This is a genomic window from Hymenobacter yonginensis (genome assembly GCF_027625995.1).
GTDB classification, from domain to species: domain Bacteria; phylum Bacteroidota; class Bacteroidia; order Cytophagales; family Hymenobacteraceae; genus Hymenobacter; species Hymenobacter yonginensis.
Genome location: NZ_CP115396.1, coordinates 3,437,277 through 3,451,943, shown reverse-complemented (window position 1 = coordinate 3,451,943; position 14,667 = coordinate 3,437,277). Strand labels below are relative to the sequence as shown.

13 protein-coding genes and 2 tRNA genes are annotated in these 14,667 nt (G+C 63.0%); 9 read left to right on the top strand and 6 right to left on the bottom strand.

The window, feature by feature from the left end:
* Positions 1-104: 104 nt before the first annotated feature.
* The 3 genes from O9Z63_RS14975 to O9Z63_RS14965 all read left to right on the top strand — a co-directional run bounded on the left by O9Z63_RS14975 (position 105) and on the right by O9Z63_RS14965 (position 4,681).
* On the top strand, positions 105-1,871 hold the full coding sequence (locus O9Z63_RS14975; RefSeq protein ID WP_270126078.1) for a T9SS type A sorting domain-containing protein: 1,767 nt from the start codon (positions 105-107) through the stop codon (positions 1,869-1,871).
* A gap of 124 nt (positions 1,872-1,995) precedes the next feature.
* Positions 1,996-3,177, top strand: a complete 1,182-nt coding sequence (locus O9Z63_RS14970; protein ID WP_270126076.1) for a glycosyltransferase — start codon at positions 1,996-1,998, stop codon at positions 3,175-3,177.
* Positions 3,178-3,421: 244 nt separating this feature from the next.
* Positions 3,422-4,681, top strand: a complete 1,260-nt coding sequence (locus O9Z63_RS14965) for a lipopolysaccharide biosynthesis protein (protein WP_270126074.1) — start codon at positions 3,422-3,424, stop codon at positions 4,679-4,681.
* Here the strand turns inward: O9Z63_RS14965 and O9Z63_RS14960 are convergent.
* Complete coding sequence (locus O9Z63_RS14960) at positions 4,678-5,502, bottom strand: class I SAM-dependent methyltransferase (protein ID WP_270126073.1); 825 nt, start codon at positions 5,500-5,502, stop codon at positions 4,678-4,680. The genes O9Z63_RS14965 and O9Z63_RS14960 overlap by 4 nt on opposite strands.
* Positions 5,503-5,782: 280 nt before the next feature.
* On the opposite strand from O9Z63_RS14960, the gene O9Z63_RS14955 reads away from it, so the two are divergent.
* The 3 genes from O9Z63_RS14955 (at position 5,783) to O9Z63_RS14945 (ending at position 7,528) form a co-directional block, all read left to right on the top strand.
* Positions 5,783-6,337 carry an RNA polymerase sigma factor gene (locus O9Z63_RS14955; RefSeq protein WP_270126072.1) on the top strand — a complete coding sequence of 185 codons (555 nt, stop codon included), beginning with the start codon at positions 5,783-5,785 and terminating at the stop codon, positions 6,335-6,337.
* On the top strand, positions 6,334-7,086 hold the full coding sequence (locus O9Z63_RS14950; protein WP_270126071.1) for a hypothetical protein: 753 nt from the start codon (positions 6,334-6,336) through the stop codon (positions 7,084-7,086). The genes O9Z63_RS14955 and O9Z63_RS14950 overlap by 4 nt, the downstream gene beginning before the upstream one ends.
* Positions 7,087-7,282: 196 nt before the next feature.
* Positions 7,283-7,528 (top strand): hypothetical protein, encoded by a 246-nt coding sequence (locus tag O9Z63_RS14945; RefSeq protein WP_270126069.1) that lies wholly within the window; start codon positions 7,283-7,285, stop codon positions 7,526-7,528.
* 14 nt (positions 7,529-7,542) lie between these two features.
* Here the strand turns inward: O9Z63_RS14945 and O9Z63_RS14940 are convergent, their stop codons facing one another.
* Positions 7,543-8,535 carry an AAA family ATPase gene (locus tag O9Z63_RS14940; protein WP_270126068.1) on the bottom strand — a complete coding sequence of 331 codons (993 nt, stop codon included), beginning with the start codon at positions 8,533-8,535 and terminating at the stop codon, positions 7,543-7,545.
* A gap of 255 nt (positions 8,536-8,790) precedes the next feature.
* On the opposite strand from O9Z63_RS14940, the gene xrtX reads away from it, so the two are divergent.
* A complete protein-coding gene (xrtX, locus tag O9Z63_RS14935; protein ID WP_270126066.1) occupies positions 8,791-9,348 on the top strand; it encodes an exosortase X in 558 nt (185 codons plus the stop codon).
* 2 nt (positions 9,349-9,350) lie between these two features.
* Positions 9,351-9,869, top strand: a complete 519-nt coding sequence (locus tag O9Z63_RS14930; RefSeq protein WP_270126065.1) for an XrtX-associated membrane protein — start codon at positions 9,351-9,353, stop codon at positions 9,867-9,869.
* Between the two features lie 62 nt (positions 9,870-9,931).
* Here the strand turns inward: O9Z63_RS14930 and O9Z63_RS14925 are convergent.
* From O9Z63_RS14925 to mutS, 4 genes are all read right to left on the bottom strand, one after another.
* Positions 9,932-10,014: transfer RNA gene (locus tag O9Z63_RS14925), tRNA-Leu, on the bottom strand.
* Entirely contained in the window at positions 10,000-10,488 is a 489-nt protein-coding gene (locus tag O9Z63_RS14920) for an HNH endonuclease (RefSeq protein WP_270126063.1), read from the bottom strand. The genes O9Z63_RS14925 and O9Z63_RS14920 overlap by 15 nt, the downstream gene beginning before the upstream one ends.
* 106 nt (positions 10,489-10,594) lie before the next feature.
* Positions 10,595-10,667: transfer RNA gene (locus tag O9Z63_RS14915), tRNA-Gly, on the bottom strand.
* Positions 10,668-10,944: 277 nt separating this feature from the next.
* Positions 10,945-13,662, bottom strand: coding sequence for a DNA mismatch repair protein MutS (gene mutS, locus O9Z63_RS14910; protein ID WP_270129278.1), 2,718 nt, complete (start codon positions 13,660-13,662; stop codon positions 10,945-10,947).
* A gap of 322 nt (positions 13,663-13,984) precedes the next feature.
* Between mutS and O9Z63_RS14905 the strand changes: the two genes are divergently transcribed.
* Positions 13,985-14,536, top strand: coding sequence for an RNA methyltransferase (locus O9Z63_RS14905; protein ID WP_270126061.1), 552 nt, complete (start codon positions 13,985-13,987; stop codon positions 14,534-14,536).
* The last annotated feature ends 131 nt before the right edge of the window (positions 14,537-14,667 follow it).

The following is a 14,667-nucleotide window of genomic DNA, read 5'->3' as shown; positions in this document are numbered from 1 at the left end:
CTACCCAGCGGTAACCTAGCCCAGAAACTCGGAGGCGACCTTTGTCAGGCGCAAAGCGCGGCCTCTATTGCGTTTGTCTTCACTCTCTTTTTTTCTTCTCTACCATGAAAAAAGTTGTACTTCCGGTCTTGCTGGCCCTGGCCACCCTTGTTCCGCTCGCATCGCAGGCGCAGTGCCCCACTACGGCTTCCAATGTGATACTGGTAGGTACGGGCACGCCCGACAAGCAAACCGGCTTTCAGATTACGCAGAACACCACCTGGACCCGCAACAACATTTACGTGCTCAACGGCTGCGTATATGTCAACAGCGGCGCGACGCTCACTATTGAGGCGGGCACCATCATCAAAGGCGACCTGGCCAACCAAGGCGCTCTGGTTATCCGGCAGGGCGCGCGGCTGAATGCCGTGGGCACGCCCACTCAGCCCATTGTGTTTACGTCCAACCAGCCGGCCGGCTCCCGGGCTCCCGGCGACTGGGGTGGCATTATCCTCTGCGGCCGTGCGCCCGTAAACCTGTCGGGCAACCCCACGATTGAGGGCGGCGTGAATGCTACGTTTGGCGGCACCGACCCAGCCGACAACTCCGGAACGCTGCAGTATGTGCGCATCGAATATCCCGGCGTAGCATTTCAGCCCAACAACGAAATCAACGGCCTGACGCTGGGTGGCGTGGGCTATGGCACCACCATCGACCACATTCAGGTGACTGGCTCCGGCGACGACTCGTTTGAGTGGTTTGGCGGCACCGTGAATGCCAAGTACCTGATTTCCCTGGCTGGTACCGATGACGACTTCGACACCGACAACGGCTTCTCGGGCCGCGTGCAGTACGGTTTAGGGTTGCGCAATCCCGGTCGCGGCGACAATGCCTCGGGCGGCGTGTCCAATGGCTTTGAGAGCGACAACGACGCTACCGGCACGGCCAACGGCCCGCAGACTTCGGCCGTGTTCACCAACATGACCATCCTGCTCCCGACCTCGACCACGCCGGCCTCGCCGTTCAACAACAGCGCCAGCGCCCTGATCCGTCGGAACTCGGCCCAGAGCATCTTCAACTCGGTATTTGCCGGACGCCGCTTCGGTGTAGAGCTGAACAGCAACTCGGCCAACTACACCCAGAGCAATGCCCAAGGCGGCTCGCTGGTGCTGTCGAACAACGTTATTTCGACGACGGCCTTCTCCACCACCCTGGCTAACCGGGCTGGTCGCTCCACGTACGGTACCGGCGTAACGCCACTTGCCGGCTTCAACATCAACCCCATTGTGGCTGCCGGCAACGACACCACCCGCGCAGTAGCCGGCCTGGGCCTGAACGGCGACAACTTCAACTTCGAAGGCAACTGCAGCAACAACGCGCAGTGCGTTCCTAGCTTCGCCCTTCCGGCGGCCTCCATCCTGAACTCGGGCGGCGCCTTCACCAACGCCAAGCTGACCGGCGCCGGCAACGGCGGCCCCAACAGCACCTTCGACGTGGTGAGCTTCCGGGGCGCCTTCGGGGCGCCTAACACGCCTGCCGGCAACTGGGCTACGGGTTGGACCAACTTCAACCCCCAGAACACCTGCTACAACGTGCCCGGCCAGGTGCTGGCCAACAAAGCCGCCGCTGAGCAGCTGCAGGGCCTGAGCGTGGCGCCCAACCCCACGGAAGGCGCCGCCCGCCTCTCGTTTGAGCTGAAGAAAGCCGGCGCCGTAACGGTGCGCGTGCTCGACGCAACGGGCCGCGAGGTGGCCCTAGTGACCAACGCCGCCAAGCTCGCGGCCGGCACCCAGGTGGTGCAGCTGCCTGCCTCGCTGAACGCCGGCCTGTACGTGGCCGCCGTTACCACCGAAGCCGGCACGCAGTCGGTACGCTTCGTGGTAGCCAAGTAGTCTCGCCACAACTTGCGAAAAAGCCTGCTCCGTAGTGGAGCAGGCTTTTTTTGCGTTTATGGCCTGCGCTGCGGCCGCAACATCACAGCCTGAATCAACGCCGAAACCTGTAGCTTGCGCCCCGATGAAGCTTCGCGTACTGATGCTGCCCAAGTGGTACCCCAACCGCTACGACGACCAGGATGGCGACTTCGTGGGCCGGCACGTAGCGGCCATTGCTCCCCACGCCCAGGTGGCCGTGCTGTTTGCCGCCGTAGCCCGCGGCCCGCTTGGCGCCCTCACCGAGTGCGACGCCGACCTGACCGGCCCTGTGCCCACGCTGCGCTACTACTATCGCGCCCGCCCCACTGGCCTGGCTGCGCTGGACAAAGTGCTGAAGCTGGCCCTGTACTTCTGGTGCCTGGGGCGCGGCTACCGGCAGCTGGTGCGGCACTGGGGCGCGCCGCCGCAGCTGGTGCACGTGCATGTGCTGCTGCGCACCGGCCTGTTTGCGTGGTGGCTGCAGCTGACGCGCCGCATTCCGTACGTCATTACCGAGCACTGGACGCTGTATCTGCCCCAGAACGCGCACCGCATCGGGGCGTTGCGGCGGCGCCTGACGCAGCAGGTGGTGCGGGCCGCGGCGGGGCTACACACCGTGTCGAAGAACCTAGGCGGGGCGCTGGGGCAATTGGGTATCCGTAATGCCTGCACGGTGGTGATTCCGAACGTGGTGGATACGGTGCTATTCCGGCCGGCCGAGCCGCCTGTGGCGCGGCAGGGGCTGCTGCACGTGGCCGCCTTCAACGAGCAGGCCAAAAACCTGAGCGGCCTGCTGCGCGTGGTGGCCCGCCTGCGCCCCGCCCGCCCCGGCCTGACGCTGCGCATTGCCGGCTACGGTCCCGCCGAAACCCAGCTCCGCCAGCTGGCCGCCGACCTGGGCTTGCTGCAGGATGGCACCGTGACGTTTCTGGGCAAGCTCCCTACCGAAGCCGTGGCCGCCGAAATGCGCCGTGCCGCCTGTTTCGTGCTGTTCAGCAACTACGAAAACCTGCCCTGCGTGCTCATCGAGGCCCAGGCCAGCGGGCTGCCGGCCGTGGCCACCCACGTTGGCGGCGTGCCCGAGCTGCTGCCCCCCGACGGCACCCGCGGCTTCCTGGTAGCTCCCGCCGACGAAGACTCCCTCACACAGGCCCTCACCAACGTCCTCGAACATCCCCAGCAGTTCGACGCCGCCGCCCTGCACCGCCACGCCGAGCAGCACTTCAGCCAGCAAGCCGTCGGCCAGCAGTTCGCGACTTGGTATGATGTGGTTTTGGGTGATTAGGGGATGAGGTGAAAGGTGATGAAGTGAAAAGGGGATGATAAGAACGTCATGCAGAGCGCAGCGAAGCATCTCGCGTACTGATGTCTGTACTGGGTCGGGTGGCCGCATTCAACAAGCCGTGCCTCATGCGCTTTCGATGACCGGCCCGACGGCTGAAATAGCCGCCGGACCGGAGCCTTCTCCGCAACTGGGGTCAGCTACCTTTGTCACCTGTCACCTGTCACCTGTCACCTGTCACCCAAAATTGATCCGCCGCATCTTCCACACGTTTGCTACCCGGTTGTCGTCGTCGCTGCTGAGCTTTGCGGTGGTGTGGCTGACGGCGCGCTACCTGGGCGCGGCGGGGCGGGGCAGCGTGAGCTTGTTCGTGACGGACTGCGCGGCGCTGCTGCTGTTCATCGGGCTGCTGGGCGGCTCGTCACTGATTTTTCTGGCGCCGCGCCGCAACGTGTGGCATCTGCTGGTGCCGGCTTACGGTTGGGCGGTGGTGGTGTGCACGGCGGGCACGCTGCTGGCCGGTGTGCTGCGGCCGGGGCCGCTGAGCTACCTGGGGCACCTGTGGGGGCTGGCGCTGCTGCAGGCGTTTCTGTCCATTAATATCTCGCTGCTGCTGGGGCGCAAGCAGGAAGCCGCCTACAACGCCCTCAACATTGCGCAGGTGGCGCTGCTGGCGGGGCTGCTGCTGCTGGCGTTTGCCGGCCTGGGCTGGCGTGCGGTGCCGGCTTACTACTATGCCGCGTACGCCGCCTACGCGCTGCCGCTGCTGGTCAGTTTCGGGCTGTTGCGCCGCCTGCCTGACCGGTGGGAGGGAGGCCGCGGGCTGCGCGAAACCACCTTGGAACTCAGCCACCACAGCCGCGGGGCGCACCTGTCCAACATCCTGGCTTTCGCCAACTACCGCCTCAGCTACTATTTCGTGGCGCACTTTGCTGATGCCCGGGCCGTGGGTGTGCTGAGCGTGGGCGTGGCGCTGGCCGAAGCCATCTGGCTGATTCCACGCAGTGCCGCCCTCATCCAGTACGTTGACCTAGTACACGCCGACGACAAGCAGGCCCAGCTGGCGCCGGCGCTGCGGGTGGCGCGGCTGGCGGTGCTGGCCACGGCCGCCGCCGTGGTGGTGCTGGCGCTACTGCCGTCGGCGCTGCTGGCGGGCGTGTTTGGGCCGGAGTTTGGGGCGGCGCGGCCGGTTATCGGGTGGCTGGTGCCGGGCGTGGTAGCTGTGGCCCTGAACGTGGCCTGCAGCAGCTACTTCGCCGGCCTGGGCCGCTACCGCGTCAACAACTGGGCTACCGTGGTGGGACTGGCCGTGACGGTGCCGGCCTGCTGGCTGCTGATTCCGCGGCTGGGCATTGCGGGGGCCGCCATGGCCACGTCCTTATCGTACGTGGCTTCCACGGCCTACCTGCTGGTGCAATTCCGGCAGGCTACCGGCGCCGGCTGGGCCCAGTGGCTGCCCGGCCCCGCCGACGTGGTGTACCTGCGCGAGCTGCTGCGGGCGCGCTAGCGGCCCGCTACAGGCTGCAGCGTTACCTCAAACCACTGTTCCGGGTCGCGCAGCGGGTCGGGGGTGTGGGTGGGCAGCGGGTGCGGCGAGTACAGCGCGCAGAGCGTGTTTTCCACCTGTACCAGCTGGCCGGCGGCGGAGGCGGGCAGGCCGTCGAGGATGCCGGCCAGTACTTCCCAGCGCGGCTCGCCTGGCTGGCGGCTGGCGTCGTGCCACACCACCACGGTTTCCGGCCCCACCAGGTGCTCGAACACGCGGCGCGTGTCGGTACGCACGGCCTCGTAGCGGTGGTCGCCGTCGATGAACACCACATCAAACTGCTGCCTCAGCGCCGCCAGATCGAAGGTGGCGGAGTTGCCGTGCAGGTGCTGCACGTTGGGCAGCGGCCGCGAGAAGAAGCCGTGCAGGTCGATGTACCGCTCACTAAGCCCCAGCTCGCGCATCTCCGCCGCCGACAGGTTCAGGGTGTGCACCGAGGCCGCTACCTCGGCCACGTTAGCGGCACTTTCGCCGCGCCACGTCCCAATCTCGAAGTAGCGGCAGCTTGGTACCTGCCCGGCCAGGGCGCGCAGCAGCAGCAGGTCGGTGGGCAGGGAGCCGCCTTCGCGAAACGCAAACGGCCGCACGGTGTGCGTAGCGGTGGGGGAGAGGAAGTGCGTGAGCGGCACGGTCGGCAGCCCCTGGGCCGTGAGGCCGCGCTGCCCGTGGGCCCGGGCGCGCTGCTGCCAGCCGGCGGTATCGGCGGCCAGCACGTGGTTGAGCAGCCAGGGGTTGCGCGCCAGGCTGGCCAGCCCGCGCAGGGTTTTGGTAAGACGGGACACAGGCAACGGATGAATGAGCTGCAAAGCTACTACGTCTGTTCGCACCCGTCTACTAAGGCGCAGCAGCACTTCGTTGCTGTGTGGCGCCGCTGCTTTGGGCTGGGCATATCATAGAAAATATAGTAGTTATCGTGTGTTTTATAAAACTGAAAGACAGATAGTTAAATTGACAGATATTCTGCCTGTGCCCTAACCGAGTTTGCGCCGGCAGCCTTTTACTGGTCTTTCCTGTCTGCCCTGCTGTGCGACCCCACCACCGCCCGGGCGCTTTTCGTTCTGCATGCCGGCTTCTCCTGACCTCGACGCCCTGCTGGCCCGTTGCCAACGCCGCGAACCGGCGGCGCAGCGTGCCCTCTACGCCCGCTACGCCGCGCGTATGCTGGGGGTGGCGCGCCGGTATGCCACCTGCCTGGCCGAAGCCGAGGACATTCTGCAGGATGCCTTCGTGAAGGTCTTCGCGCACTTGGGCGACTTTCGGGCCGAAGGCTCGCTGGAAGGCTGGATCCGGCGCGTGGTCGTCACGACGGCTATCAACCACTGGCAGAGCGGCAAGCTGCGCCGCCGCTGCCAGGCCGAGCCCGTGGAACTGCCCGAGCCCGCCATTGCTGCCGCCGCCCTCGACCGCCTGAACGTAGCCGAGGTGCTGGCCCTGATCGAGCAGCTGCCCGACGGCTGCAAAATGATTCTGCTGCTCTACGCCGTGGATGGGTACTCGCACAGTGAAATCAGTGAGCTGCTGGGCATCCAGGAAAGCACCTCCAAAGCCCAGCTCAGCAAAGCCCGCAAACAGCTACAGCACCTCTACCAGCACCACCACACCTTCCTGCGATTATGAGCTACGACGACCCCGAAGAAGAGCTGCTGGACCAGCACCTGCGTGAAGCATTCAGCGAGTTTGAGTTGCCGCCCGCCAGCCGCGTCTGGCAAGGCGTCGAAGGCCGGATTGGAGGTCTGCCCGGCACTGCTAAGTCGTTGATGCCGCTGAAGCTGCTGCTGCCGGCCATTGCACTGGCGGGTGTGGCCGCGGGGTGGCTGCTGCCCCGGCCTGCCGCTACTCTGCCGGCGGCCAAACCAGCCGCGGCGCAAGTGGCGCCGGTGCAGACTGTGCAGCCAACCTCTTTGCCGGACGTTTTGGCCCCTACCGCGCTAGCCTCAACCCCAGCCGGCTCCTCCTCGGCTGTGGCTGCCCGCCCCAGGCGGCAGCTCCGGGCTGTGCCCAGCAATCTGGCTGAGCGGGCAGCACCGGTAGATCAGCTAACCTACCAATCTACCACGCTGGCCGCTGCCGCCGAAGCGCACGACATTATATTGCCCGTACCGGAAGCCGATAGCAATGCCGCCCTGAGTACGGCGCCTCGCAGCCGCACGGCGTCGGCCGATCCGGTAGTGGCAGGTACAGAGCCAACCACTGACGCGACCAAAGCAGAAAGCCCGCGCGGTTTTCACACTGAATTCCGGCAGCCCACGCACCGCCGGGCCGAAAAGGGCCGCAGCATCCGGCGGCGTTTGTCGGCGGTGGGGCAGTGGATGCGGCATTTGGTCAGCCCCCGCCGCGTCCGGACTACGGGCCAGCCCAGCTTCTGAGCTGCGCAGGGAGCTGAGTTAATCGAAAAGCGGCGTGGCCATAAAAAAAGCTGGCCACGCAGAAGCCTTTCAGCCGGAAACACTGTCTGGCAGAATACCACCTACTGGAGGTGCCCGCTGAGGGCATCGGCCACTTGTTTGCTACGCGAAAACTGAAGCTTCTTCAGCTGTTTCACTCTCATCCGGATTTATGGATATGCTGGTCCGCCCTGTTTCCGAACCATCCACTGCCCGCACGCTGCCTGCCATTGCCGCTCCTCAACCAGATGACTGGACCTGGGTAATGTGCGGCGCCTTGTTTTGCCTGCTCCTGATTGCCCGCCTGGCCGGCGGCCTGCATGCGCCTGGCGCGGCACGGGCGCTACCGCCGGGCGCCGTGGCGGTACCGGCGGCCACGCCGCCCGCTCCTGTGGCTACTCAAAACGTGGTATCACGCATCTGAGGCCCGCCTGAGGCTTAGCTGATGGGTACTTTGCGCAGGATGGCCTCAATCAGGTCCTGGGTCCGGATGCCGTCGGCCTCGGCCTCATACGTGAGCAGGATGCGGTGATTGAGCACGTCGCTGGCTACATCCTTAATGTCTTCGGGCAGCACATAGTCGCGCTCATCGAAGTAAGCCACGGCCTTAGCGGCGCGGTGTAGCGCAATGCTGGCGCGCGGGCTCACCCCAAACTGCACGTACTGCTGAAACTCAGGCAGGTCGTAGTCGGCTGGGCGGCGCGTGGCAAACACCAGCTCGATGATGTACTTCTCCAGCGTTTCGGAAATCTGCACTTGGTTAATCTGCTGCCGGATGCCGAAGATGTCTTCCTTGGTCAGAATAGGGCTCACCTCGCCCACGTAGCTCATGTTGGCCATGCGGCGCATCACCTCCAGCTCGTCGGTTTTCTTGAGGTAGTCCACAAACACCTTCATCATAAACCGGTCTACCTGGGCCTCGGGCAGCGGGTAGGTGCCTTCCTGCTCCACCGGGTTCTGGGTGGCCAGCACCAGAAACGGCAGATCCAGCGGGTACGTGGTTTCGCCGATAGTGACCTGCTTTTCCTGCATGGCCTCCAGCAGGGCGCTCTGCACCTTGGCCGGGGAGCGGTTCACCTCATCGGCCAGCACCAGGTTGGCGAAAATCGGCCCCTTCTTCACTTCAAATACCGACTGATTCTGGTTGTAGATCATGGTGCCCACTAGGTCGGAAGGCAGCAGGTCGGGCGTGAACTGCACGCGCTGGAAATGCAGATGCAGCACCTTCGACAGGGTGCTGATGGTGAGGGTTTTGGCCAAACCCGGTACGCCTTCCAGCAGGATGTGACCCCCGGTGAACAGCCCGATCAGCAGCCGGCCGATCATGTACTGCTGGCCCACCACCACCTTGCCCATCTCCGCGAATACCTGCTTGATTTTCTGCTGATAATCGGGAGGAGCAGTGCTTGGGCTGGAAGACGACGGCATCATACGCGGAAGAATAGGAGTGAGGTTAAAGGTAAAGAAAGTGGGTAGCATCTGTACATACGCGCCAAATGCCGCTGTGCTTCCTGCTCATCAGGCTGGCCGGCCCCAAGCATAGAAAACTTCGGGGAAAGGTGTCGGCCCTAAAGCCAGTGCCCTCGGCATCTACGTATCCCTAAGCAACGCTTCTGTTGCCCGCTACCGAGCCACTCCGCCGTACCTGCTCCGGCAGATTGCGGAACAAACTGCTATTTTCACTGCATGGACACCGTTTCTACCTCTCCCTCCAACGCTGTATCTGTACACTCGCTGCGGCGCTTTTTGGTGCTGGCCGTTGGCATGTACTTGATCTGGTTTTTTGGCTATGAACAATGGCTCCGCGACGCCAACCAGCTAGACCCGGCCTTGTCCAGAAACATTGCGCAGGCTTCCACCTGGCTGCTGCAGGTGCTGGGTTTTCCGGCCAGCCTCAACGCCAGCAGCCCGCAGCTGCTGCTGATTGAGCAGAAACCGGCCGTGTTTGTCGGCAACCCCTGCAACGGGCTGGTGCTGTACGCGCTGTTCACCGGGTTTGTGCTGGCCTATCCGGGGCCGGTAGTGCGCAAGCTGTGGTTCATCCCAACGGGTATCCTGCTGATCTATGCGCTGAACGTGCTGCGGGTGTCCGCGCTGGCGCTCAACCATCTGTATGCCCACCGCTCCGTCGATTTCAACCACCATTACACGTTCACGTTCATCGTGTATGGCTGCATCTTTCTGCTCTGGATGTGGTGGGCGCGCCGTCTGGCCGTGGTAGCAGCCCCTTCTCCCGCATATTAGGAATGGCTGCACCCGTTGGTACCACCGCCCTAGCCGCCACCCGCCCGCCCCGCACAGCGCATCGAGCCCTGCGCCTGGTAGCGGTGGCGGTGCTTATTGTGCTGCTGTTCCTGTGTGGCATATACGATGAGACGATATTCGCCTTTCTGGGCCCTGTCTGGCAGAAAGCCGCCACCGCGCTGGGCTTTTCCGAGCAGCTGGCCCGCCTGCAGCAGAGCATCAGCGGTGAAGTAGTAAAGCGCAGTCTGCCGGTGGTAGCCACCTACGCGCTGCTCTATCTGAGTCTGTCGCTGCTGCTGTTGCGCCTGCTGCTGCCCACCTACCGCCTGCCGCTAGTGCTGAAGCTCTACGGCGGCGTAATTGCTGCCTACATCCTGCTGCTGCTGGCCGGCCGCCTCACCGGCAACGTTCCCTGGGTGTATCAGCTCGGGCGCCGCCTCATCGATTTTCTCGTTTCGCCGCTGCCCATCGTTATTCTGGTTTCCCTGCTGCGGTGGTACAGGCCGTCCTCCCGGCAGTAGTAGCCTAGCAATCAAAAAGAGCTGCCTTTTCGGAACATTCCGAAAAGGCAGCTCTTGCATTGTACCAGAGACGGGACTCGAACCCGTACGTCCGTGAAGACAAGGGATTTTAAGTCCCTCGTGGCTACCATTACACCACTCTGGCTGAGTGTTTTAGTTGATTCTTGCCGCGGTAGCTACCTGTCTGCGCGTGGCAATTAGGGCAAAGTAACTGCAAATTTTCCAATCGGTGGTCATTGTTTACACCGTTGAGGTGGTGCAGTTCCAGCGGAATCGGTTCAGCCAGCCATTCCTCCAGACCACATCGTTCACAGCGGTGTGCCTTGTATCCTTGCTTCAGGAGCCGGTTGCGCAAGCCATGCGTGAAAGCGTAAGGAGAATCCGCAACCAGAATTTCTGTTAAACTATACTGCCTACCGAAATTCCGGTGTCGCTCGCCCTGGTTCCAGGCTTTCCCGGTGAAATGCCCGGTGGCCAGTCCCAGCCGCCGGATGCGGGCGTGCACGGTTTTGTAGTTGCCACCAGCGGGCACCAGTCCCAGCCGCCCCAGTACCTGCGCCACTGACAGGCACTCGGCAACGATTCCGGCAAATGCGGCGTCTGTGACTCTGGGTTTCATATCCGGGTAGCAGTTGGCTGCTGAAGATACAAAACCGAGTTTTCCAGGCGGCAACCGCACCGGCATAAAACAAAAAAAGGATGCTTCCGAAGAAACATCCTTTTTGAGCGGGAGACGAGGTTCGAACTCGCGACCTCGACCTTGGCAAGGTCGCGCTCTACCAACTGAGCTACTCTCGCTTTTGATCTTGGCGCCGTAGTGGCGTTTTGATGTGACAAAGGTAGAAGAAGAATCCCTGAAGTCAAGCACACGCTCTAAAAAAAGTGGCTACTCGACTCAGAAAAAGGCTTTGTCAGCTGATTTTCAGGGAGAAAAATTTCAATAAAAATCCCCCCGTTCTCTTGCCAGTGCCGCGGCCAGACGCATTTCGCCCTGCCCGATGCCGGTGTATTTCCCTGCGAACAGAGAAAAACCGGAGTGGGCGGGGCGAAAAAATGAGTCAGCTATAGCAAAAACTTACTTCCCGCTGGCGGCCAGCTTCAGCTCATTCAGCTTCAGCAGGGCCTCGATGGGGGTGAGCGTATTCACGTCGAGGCGCTCCAGCAGCTCGCGCACTTTCTCCAGGGCCGGGTCGGCGGGCTCGAACATGCTGAGCTGGAGGCTAGGCCGCGGGGCGTTGTGCACGGCCGCGGCGGGCTGGGCTTTGGGGCCCCGACGGGCCGGTTCGGGCGTGGCAACTGGTACGGCTCCGTTCAGATGCACTACTTTCCCGCCAGTCGGCTCACTTTCCAGACCGGCCAATACATCATCGAATTCGGTGGCGGCGTCAGTATCGACGCCGGTGGAGGTGCGCTCCTGCTCCAGGTGGTGCATGATTTCGCTGGCGCGCAGCACTACCGAGGCGGGCATGCCGGCCATGCGGGCCACGTGAATGCCGAAGCTGTGCTCGGAGCCGCCTTCGCGCAGCTTGCGCAGGAACAGGATGCGGCCGTCGGCTTCCTTCACGGCCACGTTGTAGTTGCGGACGCGCGGGCAGTCGTCGGCGAGCTGGTTGAGCTCGTGGTAGTGGGTGGCAAACAGGGTTTTGGCCGTGAAGCGCGGGTTGTTGTGCAGGTGCTCCACAATGGCCCAGGCAATGCTGATGCCGTCGTAGGTGCTGGTGCCACGCCCGATTTCGTCCATCAGCACCAGGCTGCGGTCGGAGAGGTTGTTGAGGATGGAGGCGGTTTCGGTCATTTCCACCATGAAGGTGCTTTCGCCTTTGCTCAGGTTGTCGGAAGCGCCTACGCGGGTGAAGATTTTGTCGATGACACCCACATGGGCCGCGTCGGCGGGCACGAAGGAGCCGATCTGGGCCAGCAGCACAATCAGGGCCGTCTGGCGCAGCAGGGCCGATTTACCGGCCATGTTGGGGCCCGTAATCACCACAATCTGCTGGTCGTCCTGGTTGAGGCAGATGTCATTGGGAATGTACTGCTCGCCGGGGGGAAGCTGGCGCTCAATCACGGGGTGGCGGCCGGCCTTGATGTCGAGCAGGGTGCTGTCGTCCACCACTGGTTTCACGTAGCGGTGCTGGCGGGCGGTGGCGGCGAAGGAGGCCAGGCAGTCGGCCACGCCGATGGCGCGGGCGTTCTGCTGCACCTGGGCCACGTATTCGGCGGCCGTGAGGACCAGCTCGTTGTAGATGCGCTGCTCAATGACGAACAGCCGCTCCTCGGCGTGCAGAATTTTCTCCTCGTAGGTTTTCAGCTCCTCCGTAATGTAGCGCTCAGCATTCACCAGCGTCTGCTTCCGGATCCAAGTGGTCGGCACTTTGTCTTTGTGCGAGTTCGTGACTTCGAGGTAGTAGCCGAATACCTTGTTGTAGGCCACTTTCAAGGACGAAATACCGGTTTCCTGAATGGCGCGCTGCTGGAGCTGAAACAGGTAATCCTTGCCCGAAAAAGCCATGGCCCGCAGCTCGTCCAGTTCGGCATCCACCTTGTCGTTGAGCACACCGCCCTGGTTGGTGAGGATGGGCGCGTCCTCCTTGATTTTAGCCCGGATTTCCTCACGCAGCGCGGTGCAGGGGTTGAGCTGGTCGGCCAGCTTCTGCAACGCCCGGATGCCGGAGGCGGCCAGCTGCTCCCGGATGGGGCTGATGGCTTCCAAAGCGCGGGCTAGCTGCAGCAGCTCGCGGGGGTTGATGCGGCGCACGGCCACCTTGGAAATCAGCCGCTCCAGGTCGTTGATCTGGCGTAGGTGCAGCAGCAGGTTTTCCAGCAGCTCGGGCGTCTGGAGCAGGGCCTCCACCGTATCGAGGCGGCGCTGAATCTGGGCGGGCTCCTTGAGGGGCAGCACCACCCACTTACGCAACAGGCGCGCACCCATGGGCGTCACGGTCTGGTCGAGGATGTCGATGAGGGGTACGCCGCCGGGGTGCTGGGCCTGCACCAGCTCCAGGTTGCGCACCGTAAACCGGTCAAGCCACACGTACTTATCTTCCTCCAGCCGCCCGATGCTGCCGATGTGGCCCACGTCGGTATGCTTGGTTTCGGCCAGGTAGTGCAGGATGCAGCCGGCCGCCGTGATGCCCTCCCGCAGCCCATCAATGCCGAAGCCTTTGAGCGAGGTAGTGTTGAAGTGACGAGTGAGCAGGTCGTGGCCGTAGTCGTGGCCGAACACCCATTCTTCCAGCGCAAAGTGGCAATAGTCGGGCCCAAAGTGGTCCTCGAACTCGCGGCGGCTTTTTTTGCAGAACAGCACCTCGGCGGGCTGGAAGTTCTGCAGCAGCTTGCCTAGGTAGTCGATGGTGCCCTGGGCCACCAGAAACTCGCCGGTGCTAATGTCGAGGAAGCTCACGCCGGCCTCGTGCTTGCCGAAATGCACGGCGCAGAGGTAGTTGTTGGAGCGGCGCTCCAGCACGTTGTCGTGCAGGCTCACGCCGGGCGTGACGAGCTCCGTGATGCCGCGCTTGACGAGGCCCTTGGCCAGCTTGGGGTCTTCGAGCTGGTCGCAAATGGCCACACGCTGGCCGGCACGCACCAGCTTGGGCAGGTAGTTGTCGAGGGCGTGGTGGGGGAAGCCAGCCAGCGGGGTTTCGGAAGCCGTACCCGCGCCCCGCTTGGTGAGCGTGATATCCAGAATGCGCGAAGCCGTAACGGCATCCTCGCCGAAGGTTTCGTAGAAGTCGCCCACCCGGAACAGGAGCACGGCCCCGGGATGGGCCTGCTTGAGCTCGTAGTACTGGCGCATGAGCGGCGTATCCACCACGGGGGCGGGCCCCAGCGTGCCGTGCGTGCGGATGGGCTTTTTATTGGGGTCGGCGGCTTTGGTTCTCACGGAAAACGGGATTCGGGAATATGGGGGCGTGCAGGGGGCAGCATAGCTGTTCGGTATACCAGCACGTCATGCTGAGCAGAGCGAAGCATCTCGCGTGCTGACGTCAGAATAGTGTTATAACGTCAGCACGCGAGATGCTTCGGCTTCGCTCAGCATGACGTTATTTTTGACAACAATACCGAGTGACACAGCCCTAACAGCCGCCACCCGGCCGGGCGTTCCTACCTTTGCGGGCATGCGCAAACTCTCGATGGAAGAGCTGAACCGGCTGACGGTGGCAGACTTCAAAAATACGCGAAAATTCCCCCTCACCCTAGTGCTCGATAACGTGCGCAGCCTCCACAACGTGGGCGCGGCCTTCCGCACGGCCGATGCCTTTGCGGTGGAAAAAATCTGGTTGTGCGGCATTACGGGCCGCCCGCCCCAGCGCGAAATCACCAAAACGGCCTTGGGCTCCACCGAGTCGGTGGCCTGGGAATACGCCCCTACTACCCTGGAGGCGCTGCAGCAGCTGAAGGCCGCCGGTTACCAACTGATTGCCGTGGAGCAGACCACCGGCAGCGTGCCCCTGCCCGAATTTGCGGTAGCCCCCGGCCAGCCCTACGCCTTGGTTATGGGCAACGAGGTGTTCGGGGTGGAGGATGAGGTGCTGGCTTTGTGCGACGCCGCCGTGGAAATCCCGCAGTTCGGCACCAAGCACAGCCTGAACGTGAGCGTAGCGGCCGGGGTGGTGCTGTGGGAGTTTATCAGCCGGATGAATATGGCTAATATGCAATATGATAGATAATTGCCGGGGGGAGGGCATCAGCCTAGCCACGGGAAGTATAATTTGGGGGTAGCAGCAGATCGATAAAAAAAACCGGATTTACTGTGTAGATTTGAAACGAGTCATCGATTTTTCGATGACTTTTTCATTTG